Origin of the sequence: Citrobacter sp. 21OH12SH02A-Citro (assembly GCF_027919895.1) — a bacterium.
GTDB classification, from domain to species: domain Bacteria; phylum Pseudomonadota; class Gammaproteobacteria; order Enterobacterales; family Enterobacteriaceae; genus Citrobacter; species Citrobacter braakii.
This window is the reverse complement of the sequence record NZ_CP114801.1, coordinates 3,121,626-3,135,299: the sequence shown is the minus strand read 5'-3', so window position 1 is coordinate 3,135,299 and position 13,674 is coordinate 3,121,626. Positions and strand designations below refer to the sequence as shown.

Annotated in this window: 16 protein-coding genes; 8 read left to right on the top strand and 8 right to left on the bottom strand. The window is 52.3% G+C overall.

Annotation, left to right across the window (positions count from 1 at the left end; genetic code table 11):
• The first annotated feature begins 4 nt into the window (after nucleotides 1-4).
• Entirely contained in the window at nucleotides 5-1,207 is a 1,203-nt protein-coding gene (gene dacC / locus O6D90_RS15290; protein WP_016156089.1) for a serine-type D-Ala-D-Ala carboxypeptidase, read from the top strand.
• Nucleotides 1,208-1,252: 45 nt separating this feature from the next.
• Here the strand turns inward: dacC and deoR are convergent, their stop codons facing one another.
• Nucleotides 1,253-2,011 (bottom strand): DNA-binding transcriptional repressor DeoR, encoded by a 759-nt coding sequence (gene deoR, locus O6D90_RS15285; RefSeq protein WP_016156090.1) that lies wholly within the window; start codon nucleotides 2,009-2,011, stop codon nucleotides 1,253-1,255.
• Nucleotides 2,012-2,075: 64 nt separating this feature from the next.
• Nucleotides 2,076-2,684: an undecaprenyl-diphosphate phosphatase gene (gene ybjG / locus O6D90_RS15280; protein ID WP_016156091.1), complete on the bottom strand. Its 609-nt coding sequence runs from the start codon at nucleotides 2,682-2,684 to the stop codon at nucleotides 2,076-2,078.
• 297 nt (nucleotides 2,685-2,981) lie between these two features.
• On the opposite strand from ybjG, the gene O6D90_RS15275 reads away from it, so the two are divergent.
• Nucleotides 2,982-4,214: an MFS transporter gene (locus tag O6D90_RS15275; protein ID WP_016156092.1), complete on the top strand. Its 1,233-nt coding sequence runs from the start codon at nucleotides 2,982-2,984 to the stop codon at nucleotides 4,212-4,214.
• Nucleotides 4,215-4,242: 28 nt separating this feature from the next.
• Here the strand turns inward: O6D90_RS15275 and O6D90_RS15270 are convergent, their stop codons facing one another.
• The 3 genes from O6D90_RS15270 to O6D90_RS15260 all read right to left on the bottom strand — a co-directional run bounded on the left by O6D90_RS15270 (nucleotide 4,243) and on the right by O6D90_RS15260 (nucleotide 6,642).
• Entirely contained in the window at nucleotides 4,243-4,512 is a 270-nt protein-coding gene (locus tag O6D90_RS15270; protein ID WP_016156093.1) for a hypothetical protein, read from the bottom strand.
• Nucleotides 4,513-4,618: 106 nt separating this feature from the next.
• Nucleotides 4,619-5,434: a Cof-type HAD-IIB family hydrolase gene (locus O6D90_RS15265; RefSeq protein WP_016156094.1), complete on the bottom strand. Its 816-nt coding sequence runs from the start codon at nucleotides 5,432-5,434 to the stop codon at nucleotides 4,619-4,621.
• Nucleotides 5,434-6,642 carry an MFS transporter gene (locus O6D90_RS15260; protein ID WP_032931121.1) on the bottom strand — a complete coding sequence of 403 codons (1,209 nt, stop codon included), beginning with the start codon at nucleotides 6,640-6,642 and terminating at the stop codon, nucleotides 5,434-5,436. The genes O6D90_RS15265 and O6D90_RS15260 overlap by 1 nt, the downstream gene beginning before the upstream one ends.
• 85 nt (nucleotides 6,643-6,727) lie before the next feature.
• Here O6D90_RS15260 and O6D90_RS15255 point away from each other — a divergent pair, with 85 nt between their 5' ends.
• Nucleotides 6,728-7,288: a TetR/AcrR family transcriptional regulator gene (locus tag O6D90_RS15255; RefSeq protein WP_016156096.1), complete on the top strand. Its 561-nt coding sequence runs from the start codon at nucleotides 6,728-6,730 to the stop codon at nucleotides 7,286-7,288.
• Here the strand turns inward: O6D90_RS15255 and O6D90_RS15250 are convergent.
• Together O6D90_RS15250 and O6D90_RS15245 are read right to left on the bottom strand one after the other, a co-directional pair.
• Complete coding sequence (locus tag O6D90_RS15250; RefSeq protein WP_016156097.1) at nucleotides 7,275-8,072, bottom strand: SDR family NAD(P)-dependent oxidoreductase; 798 nt, start codon at nucleotides 8,070-8,072, stop codon at nucleotides 7,275-7,277. The genes O6D90_RS15255 and O6D90_RS15250 overlap by 14 nt on opposite strands.
• Nucleotides 8,073-8,342: 270 nt before the next feature.
• The gene (locus O6D90_RS15245; RefSeq protein ID WP_016152406.1) at nucleotides 8,343-10,028 is read right to left on the bottom strand and encodes an aspartate:alanine antiporter; all 1,686 of its coding nucleotides are present in this window, start codon (nucleotides 10,026-10,028) and stop codon (nucleotides 8,343-8,345) included.
• A gap of 269 nt (nucleotides 10,029-10,297) precedes the next feature.
• On the opposite strand from O6D90_RS15245, the gene O6D90_RS15240 reads away from it, so the two are divergent.
• Nucleotides 10,298-10,678 (top strand): inner membrane protein YbjM, encoded by a 381-nt coding sequence (locus tag O6D90_RS15240; protein WP_016152407.1) that lies wholly within the window; start codon nucleotides 10,298-10,300, stop codon nucleotides 10,676-10,678.
• 34 nt (nucleotides 10,679-10,712) lie between these two features.
• Here the strand turns inward: O6D90_RS15240 and O6D90_RS15235 are convergent, their stop codons facing one another.
• Nucleotides 10,713-10,976 (bottom strand): GrxA family glutaredoxin, encoded by a 264-nt coding sequence (locus tag O6D90_RS15235; protein ID WP_016152408.1) that lies wholly within the window; start codon nucleotides 10,974-10,976, stop codon nucleotides 10,713-10,715.
• Nucleotides 10,977-11,148: 172 nt separating this feature from the next.
• Between O6D90_RS15235 and O6D90_RS15230 the strand changes: the two genes are divergently transcribed.
• The 4 genes from O6D90_RS15230 to O6D90_RS15215 all read left to right on the top strand — a co-directional run bounded on the left by O6D90_RS15230 (nucleotide 11,149) and on the right by O6D90_RS15215 (nucleotide 13,674).
• The gene (locus tag O6D90_RS15230; protein ID WP_016152409.1) at nucleotides 11,149-11,439 is read left to right on the top strand and encodes a YbjC family protein; all 291 of its coding nucleotides are present in this window, start codon (nucleotides 11,149-11,151) and stop codon (nucleotides 11,437-11,439) included.
• Nucleotides 11,423-12,145 carry a nitroreductase NfsA gene (nfsA, locus tag O6D90_RS15225; RefSeq protein WP_016156098.1) on the top strand — a complete coding sequence of 241 codons (723 nt, stop codon included), beginning with the start codon at nucleotides 11,423-11,425 and terminating at the stop codon, nucleotides 12,143-12,145. The genes O6D90_RS15230 and nfsA overlap by 17 nt, the downstream gene beginning before the upstream one ends.
• 59 nt (nucleotides 12,146-12,204) lie before the next feature.
• Nucleotides 12,205-13,107, top strand: a complete 903-nt coding sequence (gene rimK, locus O6D90_RS15220) for a 30S ribosomal protein S6--L-glutamate ligase (protein ID WP_016152412.1) — start codon at nucleotides 12,205-12,207, stop codon at nucleotides 13,105-13,107.
• Nucleotides 13,108-13,197: 90 nt separating this feature from the next.
• Complete coding sequence (locus tag O6D90_RS15215) at nucleotides 13,198-13,674, top strand: YbjN domain-containing protein (RefSeq protein ID WP_016152413.1); 477 nt, start codon at nucleotides 13,198-13,200, stop codon at nucleotides 13,672-13,674.

Here is a 13,674-nt window from a genome sequence, read left to right as displayed (position 1 = left end):
ATTTATGACGCAATACTTCTCTTCACTTCGCAGCTTTGCTGCAGGTTCTGCACTCTTAATCCTTTTGGCGCCGAGCGTACAGGCGGCGGAGCAACCAACGGCCCCGCCGAGCGTCGACGCGCGCGCGTGGATCCTAATGGATTACGCCAGCGGTAAGGTTCTGGCGGAAGGTAATGCTGATGAGAAACTGGATCCTGCCAGTCTGACCAAGATCATGACCAGCTATGTAGTCGGTCAGGCGCTGAAGGCCGGGAAAATTAACCTCAACGACATGGTCACCGTGGGCAAAGACGCCTGGGCGACCGGTAATCCGGCCCTGCGCGGTTCGTCGGTTATGTTCCTCAAACCTGGCGATCAGGTTGCAGTGTCCGATCTGAACAAAGGCGTTATCATCCAGTCTGGTAACGATGCCTGTATCGCACTGGCTGATTACGTTGCCGGCAGCCAGGAATCCTTCATTGGTCTGATGAACGGCTACGCGAAAAAACTGGGGCTGACCAATACCACTTTCCAGACCGTGCATGGCCTGGATGCGGCAGGACAGTTCAGTACCGCACGTGATATGGCCCTGCTCGGGAAGGCGCTAATCCACGATGTACCGGAAGAGTACGCTATCCACAAAGAGAAAGAATTTACCTTTAATAAAATCCGCCAGCCGAACCGCAACCGTTTGTTGTGGAGCACCAACCTGAACGTGGACGGTATGAAAACCGGTACCACGGCCGGGGCGGGATACAACCTGGTCGCTTCCGCGACCCAGGGGGATATGCGCCTGATTTCCGTGGTGTTGGGGGCGAAAACCGACCGCATTCGTTTTAATGAGTCAGAAAAGCTGCTGACCTGGGGCTTCCGCTTCTTTGAAACCGTTACGCCGATTAAACCGGATGCCACTTTCGTGACGCAGCGCGTCTGGTTTGGCGATAAGAGTGAAGTTAATTTGGGTGCCGGAGAAGCGGGCTCGGTGACTATCCCGCGTGGTCAGCTCAAAAACCTGAAGGCCAGCTTTACCCTGACCGAACCACAGTTAACCGCGCCGCTGAAGAAAGGCCAGGTTGTGGGGACTATCGACTTCCAGTTGAACGGGAAATCCATCGAGCAGCGTCCACTGATGGTGATGGAGGCCGTGGAAGAGGGGGGATTCTTTAGTCGCATGTGGGACTTTGTGATGATGAAATTCCACCAGTGGTTTGGCGGCTGGTTCTCTTAAGCTTAGCGTTTGCCGGATGACGCTATCGCCATCCGGCAGTATCGCTTAATACATCAGTTTGATACGTTGCGCTTTCGCGTGCTCAACAAACGCCTCGTCAGGACGGCTATCGCTGACGATGGTATTAAAGCGTTTTACTTCACCCATCCGCGCAGGACGCACCTTACCAAATTTGCTGTGATCGACCACCAGCACGTGATGCTGCGCCATCGACATCGCCCAGTGTTTCACCGGTAGCTCTTCCAGGTTAAAACAGGTCGCGCCTTTCTCAATATGAACGCCAGCTGCGGAATAAAAAGCGATATCCGGGCACAGGTTGTTCAGCGTTTCCTGGAAATCAAGCGGTTTGAAAATTGCGTTGCTGGCATGGAATTCGCCACCACACAGAATGACGCGGCACTGCGGTTTTTCCTGTAGCACCAGAAACGTATTCAGCGAGTAGCAGATTGCGGTGAAAGGCAATTCATTGTCGATAGCCTCAATGATCCACGGCGTGGTGGTACCACAGTCGAAAAAGATAGTCTGGTGTGCCTGCACGAGGCTTGCCGCCATCTGGGCGGCACGGCGCTTTTCATCAACCAGTCGGGATTTTTGATCGCTGATTAAATAGTGATTGGCGCTGCGGGGTTCCAGAACAATATAGCCCCCGAGCAAGACGACGGGAGCATCGTGATTATTCAGGTCGCGACGAATGGTCATCTCAGATACGCCCAGCAGCGTCGCGGCTTCTTTGAGGTGTAATTTATCGCTGCGTTTCAGCGCCTGCAGTAATTGACCAATACGCTCGTCGCGTCGAGTTTCCATAGTTCCCCTGGAGAGTAGAATAAGTGCTCAGTATCGCGCTTAATACTACTCTTTTTACCGTGGGTTAGTCACGCACCCAGCCTTTACGGATGGGCAGAGCGAAGCAGGCGCGATAGCCATTTTGCAAGCCGAGGTACAGGGGCGTGCCAAACCGCTGCCAGATCATCTGGGCGCTCAGGCAGCCAATCAGTCCGGCGAGTAATCCTCCCAGCATATCCAGCGGCCAGTGTACGCCAAGGTAGACCCGCGACCAGGCAATCGCCACAGCAACGACCATCAGCAGAGCGCCCGTCCACAGGCGATGCCAGAACAGGAAAGCCAGTGCAAAGGTAAAGATAACCGTACCGTGATCGCTCGGGAAAGAGTCATCCGCCGCATGATGCAGGAAGTTGTAACCGATGTGGTTAACAAACGGACGATCGTGAGGGAACAGATGCCCCATCAGCCATGAAATCGTCAGACCGACGATCAGCGCAATCGCCATTTTTATAACTAACTGGCGCTGGAGAGTAACCTGGGCCCGCGGCCCCCAAAGCCAAAGCACAACGGCTAATAGCGGTACGATGTTAATCAGGTCTTTGGCAATAAAAATGGCAAGCGATATCATCCATTGCGCAGAGTCCGGCGTGGCATTGATGAGATAAAAAAGTGAGTTGTTCAGATTTTCCAGCATAACGTCCAGACTCAGTGTAATCGTTAAAAAGGCCCAAGAGGGGAGAGCATAAAATTGCTTTCACGGGATAAAAAGCGGTCTTGTCTTATTTGTCTGTTAAATGACTATTTTTCAGACAATTAATGAGACTTATTGAACATGATAGCGGCCTCAACTTAAATTAACCTTAACGCAAAATGTTCCTGAGCAAATGAGTGTAAAAATGTGCGCAATTTGCTTTCAAATCACATAATTCACTATCACCAGTACGGCGCATTTATTACACTTTGCGCGATTTTTCTATAGTTAAGAGACTGCATGCAGAACCGTTTATCTTCAGGCGCCCGTTTGGGGCGTCAGGCATTACTTTTCCCTCTCTGTCTGGTGCTTTACGAATTCTCTACTTATATCGGCAACGATATGATCCAGCCCGGAATGTTGGCGGTGGTGGAGCAATATAATGCCGGATTAGATTGGGTGCCCACATCCATGACCGCCTATCTGGCTGGCGGCATGTTTTTGCAGTGGTTATTAGGACCGCTGTCGGATCGAATTGGACGTCGCCCGGTGATGTTAACCGGCGTGCTCTGGTTCATTGTGACCTGCCTTGCAACCCTGCTTGCGCAGAATATTGAGCAATTTACCTTCCTGCGTTTTTTACAAGGGATAAGCCTGTGCTTTATTGGCGCGGTGGGTTACGCCGCAATTCAGGAATCCTTTGAAGAAGCGGTGTGCATAAAAATTACCGCGCTGATGGCAAACGTAGCGTTGATTGCGCCCCTGCTGGGGCCGTTGGTCGGCGCAGCCTGGGTACATGTTCTGCCGTGGGAAGGGATGTTTATCCTGTTTGCCGCCCTGGCCGCCATCTCTTTTTTTGGTCTGCAACGCGCGATGCCGGAGACGGCAACCCGGCTTGGTGAAAAGCTGTCGATTAAAGAGCTGGGCAAAGATTATAGGCTGGTGCTGAGGAACGTGCGCTTTGTTGCAGGCGCGCTGGCATTGGGTTTTGTCAGCCTGCCGTTACTGGCGTGGATTGCGCAGTCCCCGATTATTATCATCAGCGGTGAACATCTCAGCAGCTACGAATATGGCCTGTTGCAGGTGCCGATTTTTGGCGCGTTGATTGCCGGTAACCTGGTACTGGCGCGCCTGACCTCGCGAAAAACCGTACGTTCGCTGATTATCATGGGCGGCTGGCCAATCGCCGTCGGGCTGGTGATTGCCGCTGCGGCCACGGTGGTGTCATCCCATGCGTATCTATGGATGACGGCGGGTTTAAGCATCTATGCGTTTGGTATTGGCGTGGCGAATGCTGGACTGGTACGTCTCACGCTGTTTGCCAGTGAAATGAGTAAGGGCACGGTTTCTGCCGCCATGGGTATGTTGCAGATGCTGATTTTTACCGTCGGTATTGAGCTGAGTAAACACGCTTATCTGCTCGGAGGAAACGGCTTGTTCAGCCTGTTCAATCTGGCAAGCGGCGTACTGTGGGTGATTCTGATGGTTATCTTCCTGAAAGATAAACGGGTAGGGGATTCACGGGAAGGTTAAAGCCCGGTTGCCCGGGCCAGGCAAAAACTTAGTGGTGATCGTCAATCTGGTGTTCGATGATCATTCCTTCACCGACGCTTGCAACATGTCGCGCATAAGGATGTGCGCGATAGACAGGCGCCGGAGCAACATACACCGTTTGTGGCGCTGTGGTAACGCTCACCGCCTGCGGAACGCTGACGGAAGAGGGCACTACCACCACCTTATAACCGCTTGGTACATCAACGGTAACGCTTTGCGCAAATGTTGTCCCCGCAAAACCCAGCAACAATGTCGCTATCAGTACACTTTTCTTCATAATCCGCTCGTCTGAATATTCACTGGAGGTAATAATCCAGCGGGTTAATTTGAGGCGGATTATGAATAGATCATGCCATCATTTTGTTGCCGTCTGTGCTGAGGCGTTATTGCGTAAACGGTGCTTCATTCTTTAACACGCGGTCGATAATATCCAGCACGCCCTCTTCGTTGTTCGACCCTGCGCGATATTTTGCCGCCTGGATAACCGGCTCATGGGCGTTCGCCATTGCAAAACTAAATCCTGCCTGACGCAGCATCTCAATATCATTGCCGCCATCGCCAAACACAACAACCTCATCGTCGGTAATATTCCAGCGTTGTTGCAGCAGACGCAGCCCGTTTGCCTTATGCACACCGGGTATAATTAAATCGATGCTGCCGTAGCCGGTATGTACCGGCACCATAATGTCGCCAATCGCCTCATGGAGGTCAGCCTGCACCTGGGGGATACGATCGTCTGAGATATTTAGCCCGAACTTGAAGAAAATGTCGTTGAGGTTGTCAAAATTATCCACAAATTCAAGACGATGATAATACATGGCGGAGACCGTCTTATGCTCATCGCTGTACCGCTTCAGGGTATAGGCGCTATTTTTACCGCAGGCGATAATGTCGATGTCCGTACGTGTCAGCAGATGTTCCACAATGGCCTGGAAATCGTCTTTTGCCAGCTCGCCGTTAAAGACATCTTCCCCTTCACTGACCACCCATCCGCCGTTTTCGGCGACAAATGAGATTTCACTGGCCAGTTCAGGGAAAAAGGAGATGAGCTGGTAATACTGGTTGCCGCTGGCGACCACAAAGCGGATCCCTTGTTCTTTCATCTGACGGTATTGCGCCATAAAGCGCTCACGATTATAGGTTTTTTGGTCGCTTAAAAATGTGCCGTCCATGTCGACTGCAATCAGTTTGATACGCATTAGCTGTTCTCCATCACAGTGGTGTTTTTGAGATCCGGTTTTGCCACCGCTTTCGCGACGATGGCGGCGACAAGCACCAGCGCCAGCACCACCAGCATAGCGCTACGCAGGCCGTAGTGTTCACCCAGGTAGCCCAGCAGCGGTGGTCCAACCAGGAACGCCAGATAGCCGGTAGTGGCGACAACGCTGACGCGGGTTGGCGCATCGGGACCGGTGTCGCTGGCAGCCGAAATGGTCAGTGGGAAGCCCAGTGATGCGCCGAGTCCCCACAAAATAACGGAAACGCCCGCCACCCAAGTGCTGTCGACAAAAATAATCAGGCTAATCCCAAGAGCACCCATTAGCGCACTGGCGCGTACTACCGCGACGCGGCTGTAGCGGTCGATGAACCAGCCGCCAGTAAATCGTCCAACGGTCATGCCCAGCGTAAATCCGGCATAAATCAGCGAGCCTGATGTCGGGCTAAATCCATGTCCGTCCACCATCAGCAGCGGAAGCCAGTCGTTGGCGGAACCTTCAGCAAATGCCATTGCGAGCACCACGACGCCAATCAGCAATAGCTGAATATCGCGATAAAAAGGCAGTCCTTTTTCGCCGGAATGAGACCCGTCAGCGGCATTTTTACCCGTGCCGTCAGGAATGGCTTTGATGGCGATGAAGATAGGGGTGATAGCCACCATCGCCGCCAGCAAGATATGCGCGGTCGCCGGTACGCTGAAGGCGGTAAGCATCATCCCGACTCCGGCACCCGCCAGCGTTCCCAGGCTGTAAAAACCGTGCATCATCGGCAGTACGGTTTTATTCATTTCGCGCTCAACAGCCGCACCTTCGACGTTGATGGCAACTTCTGCTGCGCCAAAGCTGGCGCCGAACACGCCCAGACCAAATGCGAAAAGCCATGCGGAATGCAGCCAGAGCGCCACGCTGAGGAGTGCCATTCCGAGGACTGCGCAAGACATGGTGGTGCGGATCACTTTACGTGTGCCAAATCGTTTCACCAGCCAGGCCGAACAAAGAATACCACTCATCGAACCAATTGAAAGTCCAAACAGCACCGCGCCCATTTCGGCGGTTGAGATGGAGAGGATATCTCTGATGGCAGGGGTACGCGTTGCCCAGGAGGCCATTAATAATCCTGGTAAAAAGAAGAACGTGAACAGTGCCCAGGTGCGACGTCTTAAGGCTTTGCGTGATGAGATGCCAGTCATGAATTCGAGCCAAAGAAAAGAGGAAAGAAGACAACCTTAGCAAGGTTGTGTACATTTGTACACAAATGCAAGAAGAGGTAATGCAGTGCGACGTGCGAACGATCCGCAGCGGCGGGAAAAAATAGTTCAGGCGACTCTGGATGCGGTAATAGCCCATGGTATTCATGCGGTTACACATCGGAAGATTGCGACAATTGCTCAGGTGCCCTTGGGTTCTATGACCTATTACTTTTCGGGAATTGATGAGCTTTTAATGGAGGCGTTTGAGCGTTTTACTGACAGGATGATGCTGCAGTATCAGGCTTTTTTTGCCGACGTTGCGGATGCGTCGCAGGCTTGCCATGCGATTACCGATATGATTTACAGCTCCCAGGTCACGACACCCGATAACATGGAACTCATGTATCAGCTGTATGCCTTCGCCAGCCGTAAACCGGCATTAAAAACGGTGATGCAAAACTGGATGTTACGCAGCCAACAAACGCTGGAGCAGTGGTTTGCTCCGGTTACGGCGCGGGCGCTGGATGCGTTTATTGAAGGGATGACGCTGCATTTTGTCACGGACAAAAAACCGCTGCGGCGAGAAGATATCTTGCTGATGGTGGCGCGTATTGCGGGGTTGCCCGCGACGGTCAGTTGTGCGTAGCGCCGCCGGTAATATTCACCACCGTTGCGGTGATTGCTCCGGCATGGTCTGAAGCCAGAAAGGTCATTACTTCAGCGATTTGTGTAAGCGTAGGCAGGCGCCCGAGCATGGTACTTTGCGCCGCACCACCTAACCATTGTGCGACGGTAATACCCATTGACTGCGCTTTAGCGGTAAAAATCTCCCCGGTATAGGAACCGGCCTGAACGGCATCCACAATCGCATGCGAGCGCACGCCGACGACCCGAATATTCGCCGGCCCCAGTTCGCTGGCAAGCGCTTTAATAAAGGCCTCTGTTCCCGCACAGCCAACGATGTGTCCCAGATGTCCAGGTATCGCCATCGGGGCCGCGGGCGCAACAACGGTGAGAATGACGCCCGCACGATTGCCGCCCATGTGTGGTGTTACGGCTTTTGCGATATTGAACTGCGCTGAGAGGAAAGGGGTGATACCGCTCATAAACTCAGAAAGGGATAACGCCTCGATGCGTTTGCCCTGTTCATGCATAAAGCCGGTTGCGTTAACCACCACATCTATTCCACCGGTTTGCTGCGCAAGGTGAGTAACTTGTTTTGAGGTACCGTATTCGTCGAGGACATCGGTGACAAAGGTTTCGACGGCACCGCCCTCGGTTCGAATGCTACTGGCCGCCCAATCCAGCTTTTCCTGACTGCGCGCGCCCAGATACACATGAGCGCCTTCACGCGCCATAGCATGCGCAACTGCACTGCCTATAGCGCCGCTGCCTCCGAAGATTACCGCGACTTTGCCTGCGAGTAACATAGCAACCACCTATTACCATTTAGCTCTGACTAAAAGTATGTGTCATAACCAGCATGCTGCAAATGTGACAGAGAGTTTCGGGGGAGGGAGTCAGCGATCGCAAAATTCAGGCAACAAAAAACCCATCAACCTTGAACCAAAACGGCGGGGTTGATGGGCTCCACAAATTGGGGACATCAAAGAAAAGCAGTGGCAATAGTTATGACTGACGTCTTGAAGAAAAGTTCTGCTTACCTGCAAAAAATTTTCGTTTAAGAGTAAATTTCAGCGCTAACCAAGCCCAGGCCAGACAATGACGATGAGTGTCCCCGCTAATGTCAGCAGTACGTTGGCAATTGCGTAGGTCCCGGCATAGCCTAATGCGGGGATGTTGCTGCGTGCCGTATCGCTGATGATTTCCATTGCCGGAGCGCAGGTACGCGCGCCCATCATGGCGCCAAAAAGCAGGGCGCGGTTCATGCGCAATACGTAAGCACCGAATAAGAAACAGATGACAACCGGCACCAGGCTGACAACCAGGCCGGCAATCAGCATTTGACCACCCACGGCGCCAAGGCCATTGCCAATGCCGCTGCCCGCGCTTAAACCGACGCCTGCCATAAATACCATCAGGCCAAACTCTTTGACCATGTTCAGCGCCCCCTGTGGGATATAGCCAAACGTTGGATGGTTGGCACGCAGGAAGCCCAGCATGATCCCAGCGAACAGCAGTCCAGCCGCATTCCCGATGCCGAAGCTGAAATTACTGAACTGGAAGGTGATCATCCCGATCATCAGACCGATGATAAAGAAGGCGCAGAAGGCCAGCAGATCGGTCACCTGACTGTGAATGGAAATGAAGCCGATACGATCGGCAATGGTTTTGACGCGGCGAGCATCCCCACTGACCTGCAGCACGTCGCCTTTATTAAGCACGACGTTATCATCGATAGGCATTTCAATCTGGCTACGGATCACGCGGTTGAGAAAACAGCCGTGATCGGTCAGCTTCAACTGGGCCAGGCGGCGGCCAACGGCATTGTGGTTTTTCACCACAATCTCTTCAGTGACGATGCGCATATCGAGCAGATCGCGATCGAACACCTCTTTACCATTACGGAAGCTGGGATCGAGGCGGGCATGTGCATCAGGATAACCCACTAGGGCTATCTCATCGCCCATTTGCAGTACCGCGTCGCCATCCGGATTGGCCAGAATGCCGTTGCGACGGATGCGTTCAATGTAACAACCGGTCTGGCGATAGATACCCAGCTCGCGCAGATTTTTGCCATCGGCCCATGCCACCAGTTCCGGGCCAACGCGATAGGCACGAATTACCGGCAGATAAACCTTACGGTTGGCATCAGTGTCCAGACCTCGTTCACGTGCGATTTGTTGGGCGCTGGTTTGCAGATCCTGATGCTGAAGTTTCGGCAGGTAGCGCGCGCCAACAATCAGACTGACCAAACCAATCAAATAGGTGAGCGCATAACCGAGGCTCAGGTTATCGAGGGCGGTTGAAAGCGATGTCCCCGACATTCCGGAATGGCGCAAGGTGTCACCCGCGCCGACCAGCACCGGCGTTGAGGTCATCGAGCCGGCCAGCATACCTGCCGTCAGGCCGATGTCCCAGCCAAATAGCTTACCCAGCCCCAGGGCGATCAGCATGGCGCTGCCGACCATCACCAGAGCAAGCATTAGATAATTTTTCCCATCGCGAAAAAAAATCGAAAAAAAGTTGGGACCGGCTTCGACGCCGACACAAAAAATAAACAGCATAAAGCCGAGATTTAATGCATCGGTGTTAATACTAAAGTGCTGTTGACCTAATAATAGGGACACCACTAAAACGCCAATGGAATTACCGAGTTGGACTGAACCCAGACGTAATTTACCCAGACACAGGCCCAGTGCCAGGACCACAAATAATAACAGGATGTAATTCCCATTTAACAAATCTGCGACGTTTATATTCACGGAGACTAACTTCTTGTTTACTAGTAAGCTATTGAAAGAAATGGCAATTTACGCTAATGTTTTTGCCAGAAATTAAGGGGCGACAGCTTCGTACACAGCCCCAAATAATGCAGCATAACAATATATGCGGTTAGTTTAATCTCATTACGTATCAACGGCTATAAGAATCGTGTGAGTGTGTTTTTGGCATGGAATGCCTGGTTACTTTATCTGACTGGACGCCTGCGGGCGAAAAGAGTGTTCGATAGAGAATGTGTCAGGAGGAACAATTGAAACATAAGCAAAGTTGGGCGGGTGCGGTCTGCTGCTTTGTGCTCTTTATTGTGGTGTGTCTTTCATTAACGCTGAACGTGAAAGGGGCATTCAGAGCGGCAGGGCATCCTGAGGTCGGATTGTTGTTTTTTATCCTGCCTGGTGCTGCAGCAAGCTTTTTCTCCCATCGTCGGGAGGTGCTCAAACCCCTTCTTGGTGCCATGTTGGCGGCGCCGTGCTGTCTGTTACTGATGCGGTTCGTTTTTATGCCGACGCGTTCATTGTGGCAAGAGCTGGCGTGGTTGTTTAGTGCGGTGTTTTGGTGCGCGCTTGGCGCATTGTGTTTTTTGTTTATCAGCAACTTGTTCAATCAGCATCATCGACGGAAAAAGAACTGAAGACGCCCTCCAGAGGAGGGCGTAGAAACGGCGATCAGGCGAACAGATTCATGTTCTCTTTTGCCCACGCTTCAAAATCCGTGCAGCCGCCGATGTGTTTTTGATCAACAAAAATCTGCGGAACGGTTTCAACTGGCTTACCTACCGTCTTTTCCAGATCGGCTTTCGTAATACCTTCGGCATGGATATCAATGTAGCGGAAGTTAAAATCGTCATGCTCATTGCTTAATTTTTCTGCTAATTCTTTTGCGCGCACGCAATACGGGCACCCTGGACGACCAAAAATAACGGCAAACATCTCTCTCTCCTCGAACTTATCAGGCCGGATGGCAATACTTGTTATGATGCCGCGATTTGTGACGGATGAAAAGCAGGTTCAGCCTGTTGCTTTGATATCCTCAAGCTATAACTGTTAAACACGTCAAGCCGGAACGTTTTATAATGAAAGCCATTTCGCCGGGAGGCCGCTTATGCGCACAATTGGTGCATTACCCAAAAGCGTATTGATGCTGGAAATAATCGGGATGGTTTTGTTATCGCTGGCGCTGCTATCGCTTAACGATTACCTCACTTTACCCGCACCGCTTGGCAGTCCGTTAGCCTGCGTGGTGATGATATTTCTGGGGGTGCTTCTGATGCTTCCCGCCGCGGTGGTATTAACGTGGCGTATTGCTCAACTGGTTGCGCCGCAGCTGATGTCACGAACCCCCGGTGATTCTTCACGTTCAGACAGAGAAAAAAGAGATGACGCCAACCATTGATTTACTTCGTAGCCACCGTTCCATTCGCCATTTCACCGATGATGCCATTTCGGATGCGCAGCGGGAGGCGATTATTGCCGCCGCTCAGGGGACCTCAAGCTCCAGTTTTTTACAATGCACAACCATCGTTCGAATAACGGATAACGCCCTGCGTGAATCACTGGCTACTTTATCCGGCGGACAAAAACATGTGGCGCAGGCCGCCGAGTTCTGGGTGTTTTGCGCTGACTTTAATCGTCATTTGCAGATTTGCCCTGACGCGCAACTCGGGCTGGCGGAACAACTGCTACTGGGCGTTGTTGATACCGCGATGATGGCGCAAAATGCGCTGACGGCGGCAGAGTCTTTGGGACTTGGCGGCGTGTTTATTGGCGGTCTGCGAAATAATATTGAGCCGGTCACTGAACTTCTGAAGCTTCCGCAACATGTTCTGCCGTTGTTTGGGCTGTGCCTCGGCTGGCCTGCTGATAACCCGGATATCAAGCCGCGACTGCCAGCGTCGCTTGTGGTGCACGAAAATCAGTATCAGCCACTCAACAAAGACGTTTTGTCGCAATATGATGAGCAGCTCGCGCAGTACTATCTGACCCGCGGGAGCAATACGCGTCGTGACACCTGGAGCGACCATATTCGCCGCACCATCATTAAAGAAAGTCGTCCCTTTATCCTGGAATATTTGCATAAACAGGGATGGGCTACGCGCTAAAGATTTTAACGCAGTGTATGATACGCCAGCTTTTACCAGGTCATTCAGAGAGGTGCAGGGTGAAAATTGCCATTTTGTCCCGGGACGGAACGCTCTATTCTTGTAAGCGCCTGCGTGAAGCGGCGATGCAGCGTGGTCACCTGGTTGAAATTATCGATCCCCTTTCTTGCTATATGAACATCAGCCCGGCGGCGTCCTCTATTCATTATAAGGGCCGCCAGCTTCCTCATTTCGATGCAGTGATCCCAAGGATTGGTTCAGCGATTACCTTTTACGGTACCGCGGCGTTGCGCCAGTTTGAGATGCTGGGTAGCTATCCGCTGAATGAGTCGGTAGCGATTACGCGTGCGCGCGATAAGCTGCGTTCGCTGCAGCTGCTGGCGCGTCAGGGAATCGATTTACCCATCACCGGGATTGCTCACTCTCCGGACGATACCAGCGACATGATTGACATGGTTGGCGGCGCGCCGCTGGTGGTGAAACTGGTTGAAGGTACGCAGGGGATCGGCGTGGTACTGGCGGAAACGCGCCAGGCCGCAGAAAGCGTGGTGGATGCCTTTCGTGGGTTGAATGCCCATATTCTGGTTCAGGAATATATCAAAGAAGCGAAAGGGCGAGATATTCGCTGTTTCGTGGTGGGTGACGAGGTGGTGGCCGCCATTGAGCGCCGGGCCAAAGAAGGTGATTTTCGTTCTAATCTCCATCGCGGTGGGGTTGCCACTATTGCGAATATCACGCCGCGCGAAAGGGAAATTGCGCTCAAAGCCGCTCAGACAATGGGTCTGGACGTTGCTGGCGTTGATATTCTGCGTGCTGAACGTGGGCCGCTGGTCATGGAGGTCAACGCTTCTCCTGGCCTGGAAGGGGTGGAGAAAACCACCGGAATAGACATTGCCGGCAAGATGATCCAGTGGATTGAGCGTCACGCTACGCCTGAATTTTGCCTTAAAATCGGCGGCTAAGCACAATATCGATTGCGATCGTAGTATGACACGCTCTTTTTGCGTAAGCTGTGCCGGTATTTTTTTCATCAATAGAGGTCGCACATTATTATGACATCACTGGTCGTTCCCACTCTGGATACGTTGCGTCAATGGCTCGACGACCTGGGCATGAGTTTTTTTGAATGCGATACCTGTCAGGCGCTGCATTTGCCGCACATGCAGAATTTTGACGGCATCTTTGATGCAAAAGTTGATTTGGTCGATAACGTCATTCTGTTTTCCGCGATGGCAGAAGTCAGACCTTCTGCACTACTGCCGCTGGCCGCCGATCTGTCTGCGATTAACGCCAGTTCACTGACGGTGAAAGCCTTTCTGGATATGCAGGATGATAATCTGCCAAAGCTGGTGGTCTGCCAGTCTTTATCCGTTATCCCGGGCGTGACGTTTGAGCAGTTCGAATATTTTGTTCGCCAGAGTGAAGAGCAAATATCGATGGTGATCCTCGAGGCCGGTGCGCATCAGCTGTTATTTAACGCTGAAGAAGATGCGCAAAACAGCAACGCCGAAGTTCATTTCCTCCATTAA

Coding starts and splice junctions, on each gene's coding strand:
- deoR (WP_016156090.1), bottom strand. CDS start 2,011: ATGGAAACTCGACGCGACGAGCGTATTGGTCAATTACTGCAGGCGCTG.
- O6D90_RS15265 (WP_016156094.1), bottom strand. CDS start 5,434: ATGCGTATCAAACTGATTGCAGTCGACATGGACGGCACATTTTTAAGC.
- O6D90_RS15250 (WP_016156097.1), bottom strand. CDS start 8,072: ATGTTACTCGCAGGCAAAGTCGCGGTAATCTTCGGAGGCAGCGGCGCT.
- O6D90_RS15270 (WP_016156093.1), bottom strand. CDS start 4,512: ATGAAGAAAAGTGTACTGATAGCGACATTGTTGCTGGGTTTTGCGGGG.
- O6D90_RS15230 (WP_016152409.1), top strand. CDS start 11,149: ATGCGCACAATTGGTGCATTACCCAAAAGCGTATTGATGCTGGAAATA.
- nfsA (WP_016156098.1), top strand. CDS start 11,423: ATGACGCCAACCATTGATTTACTTCGTAGCCACCGTTCCATTCGCCAT.
- O6D90_RS15275 (WP_016156092.1), top strand. CDS start 2,982: ATGCAGAACCGTTTATCTTCAGGCGCCCGTTTGGGGCGTCAGGCATTA.
- dacC (WP_016156089.1), top strand. CDS start 5: ATGACGCAATACTTCTCTTCACTTCGCAGCTTTGCTGCAGGTTCTGCA.
- O6D90_RS15260 (WP_032931121.1), bottom strand. CDS start 6,642: ATGACTGGCATCTCATCACGCAAAGCCTTAAGACGTCGCACCTGGGCA.
- O6D90_RS15215 (WP_016152413.1), top strand. CDS start 13,198: ATGACATCACTGGTCGTTCCCACTCTGGATACGTTGCGTCAATGGCTC.
- ybjG (WP_016156091.1), bottom strand. CDS start 2,684: ATGCTGGAAAATCTGAACAACTCACTTTTTTATCTCATCAATGCCACG.
- O6D90_RS15235 (WP_016152408.1), bottom strand. CDS start 10,976: ATGTTTGCCGTTATTTTTGGTCGTCCAGGGTGCCCGTATTGCGTGCGC.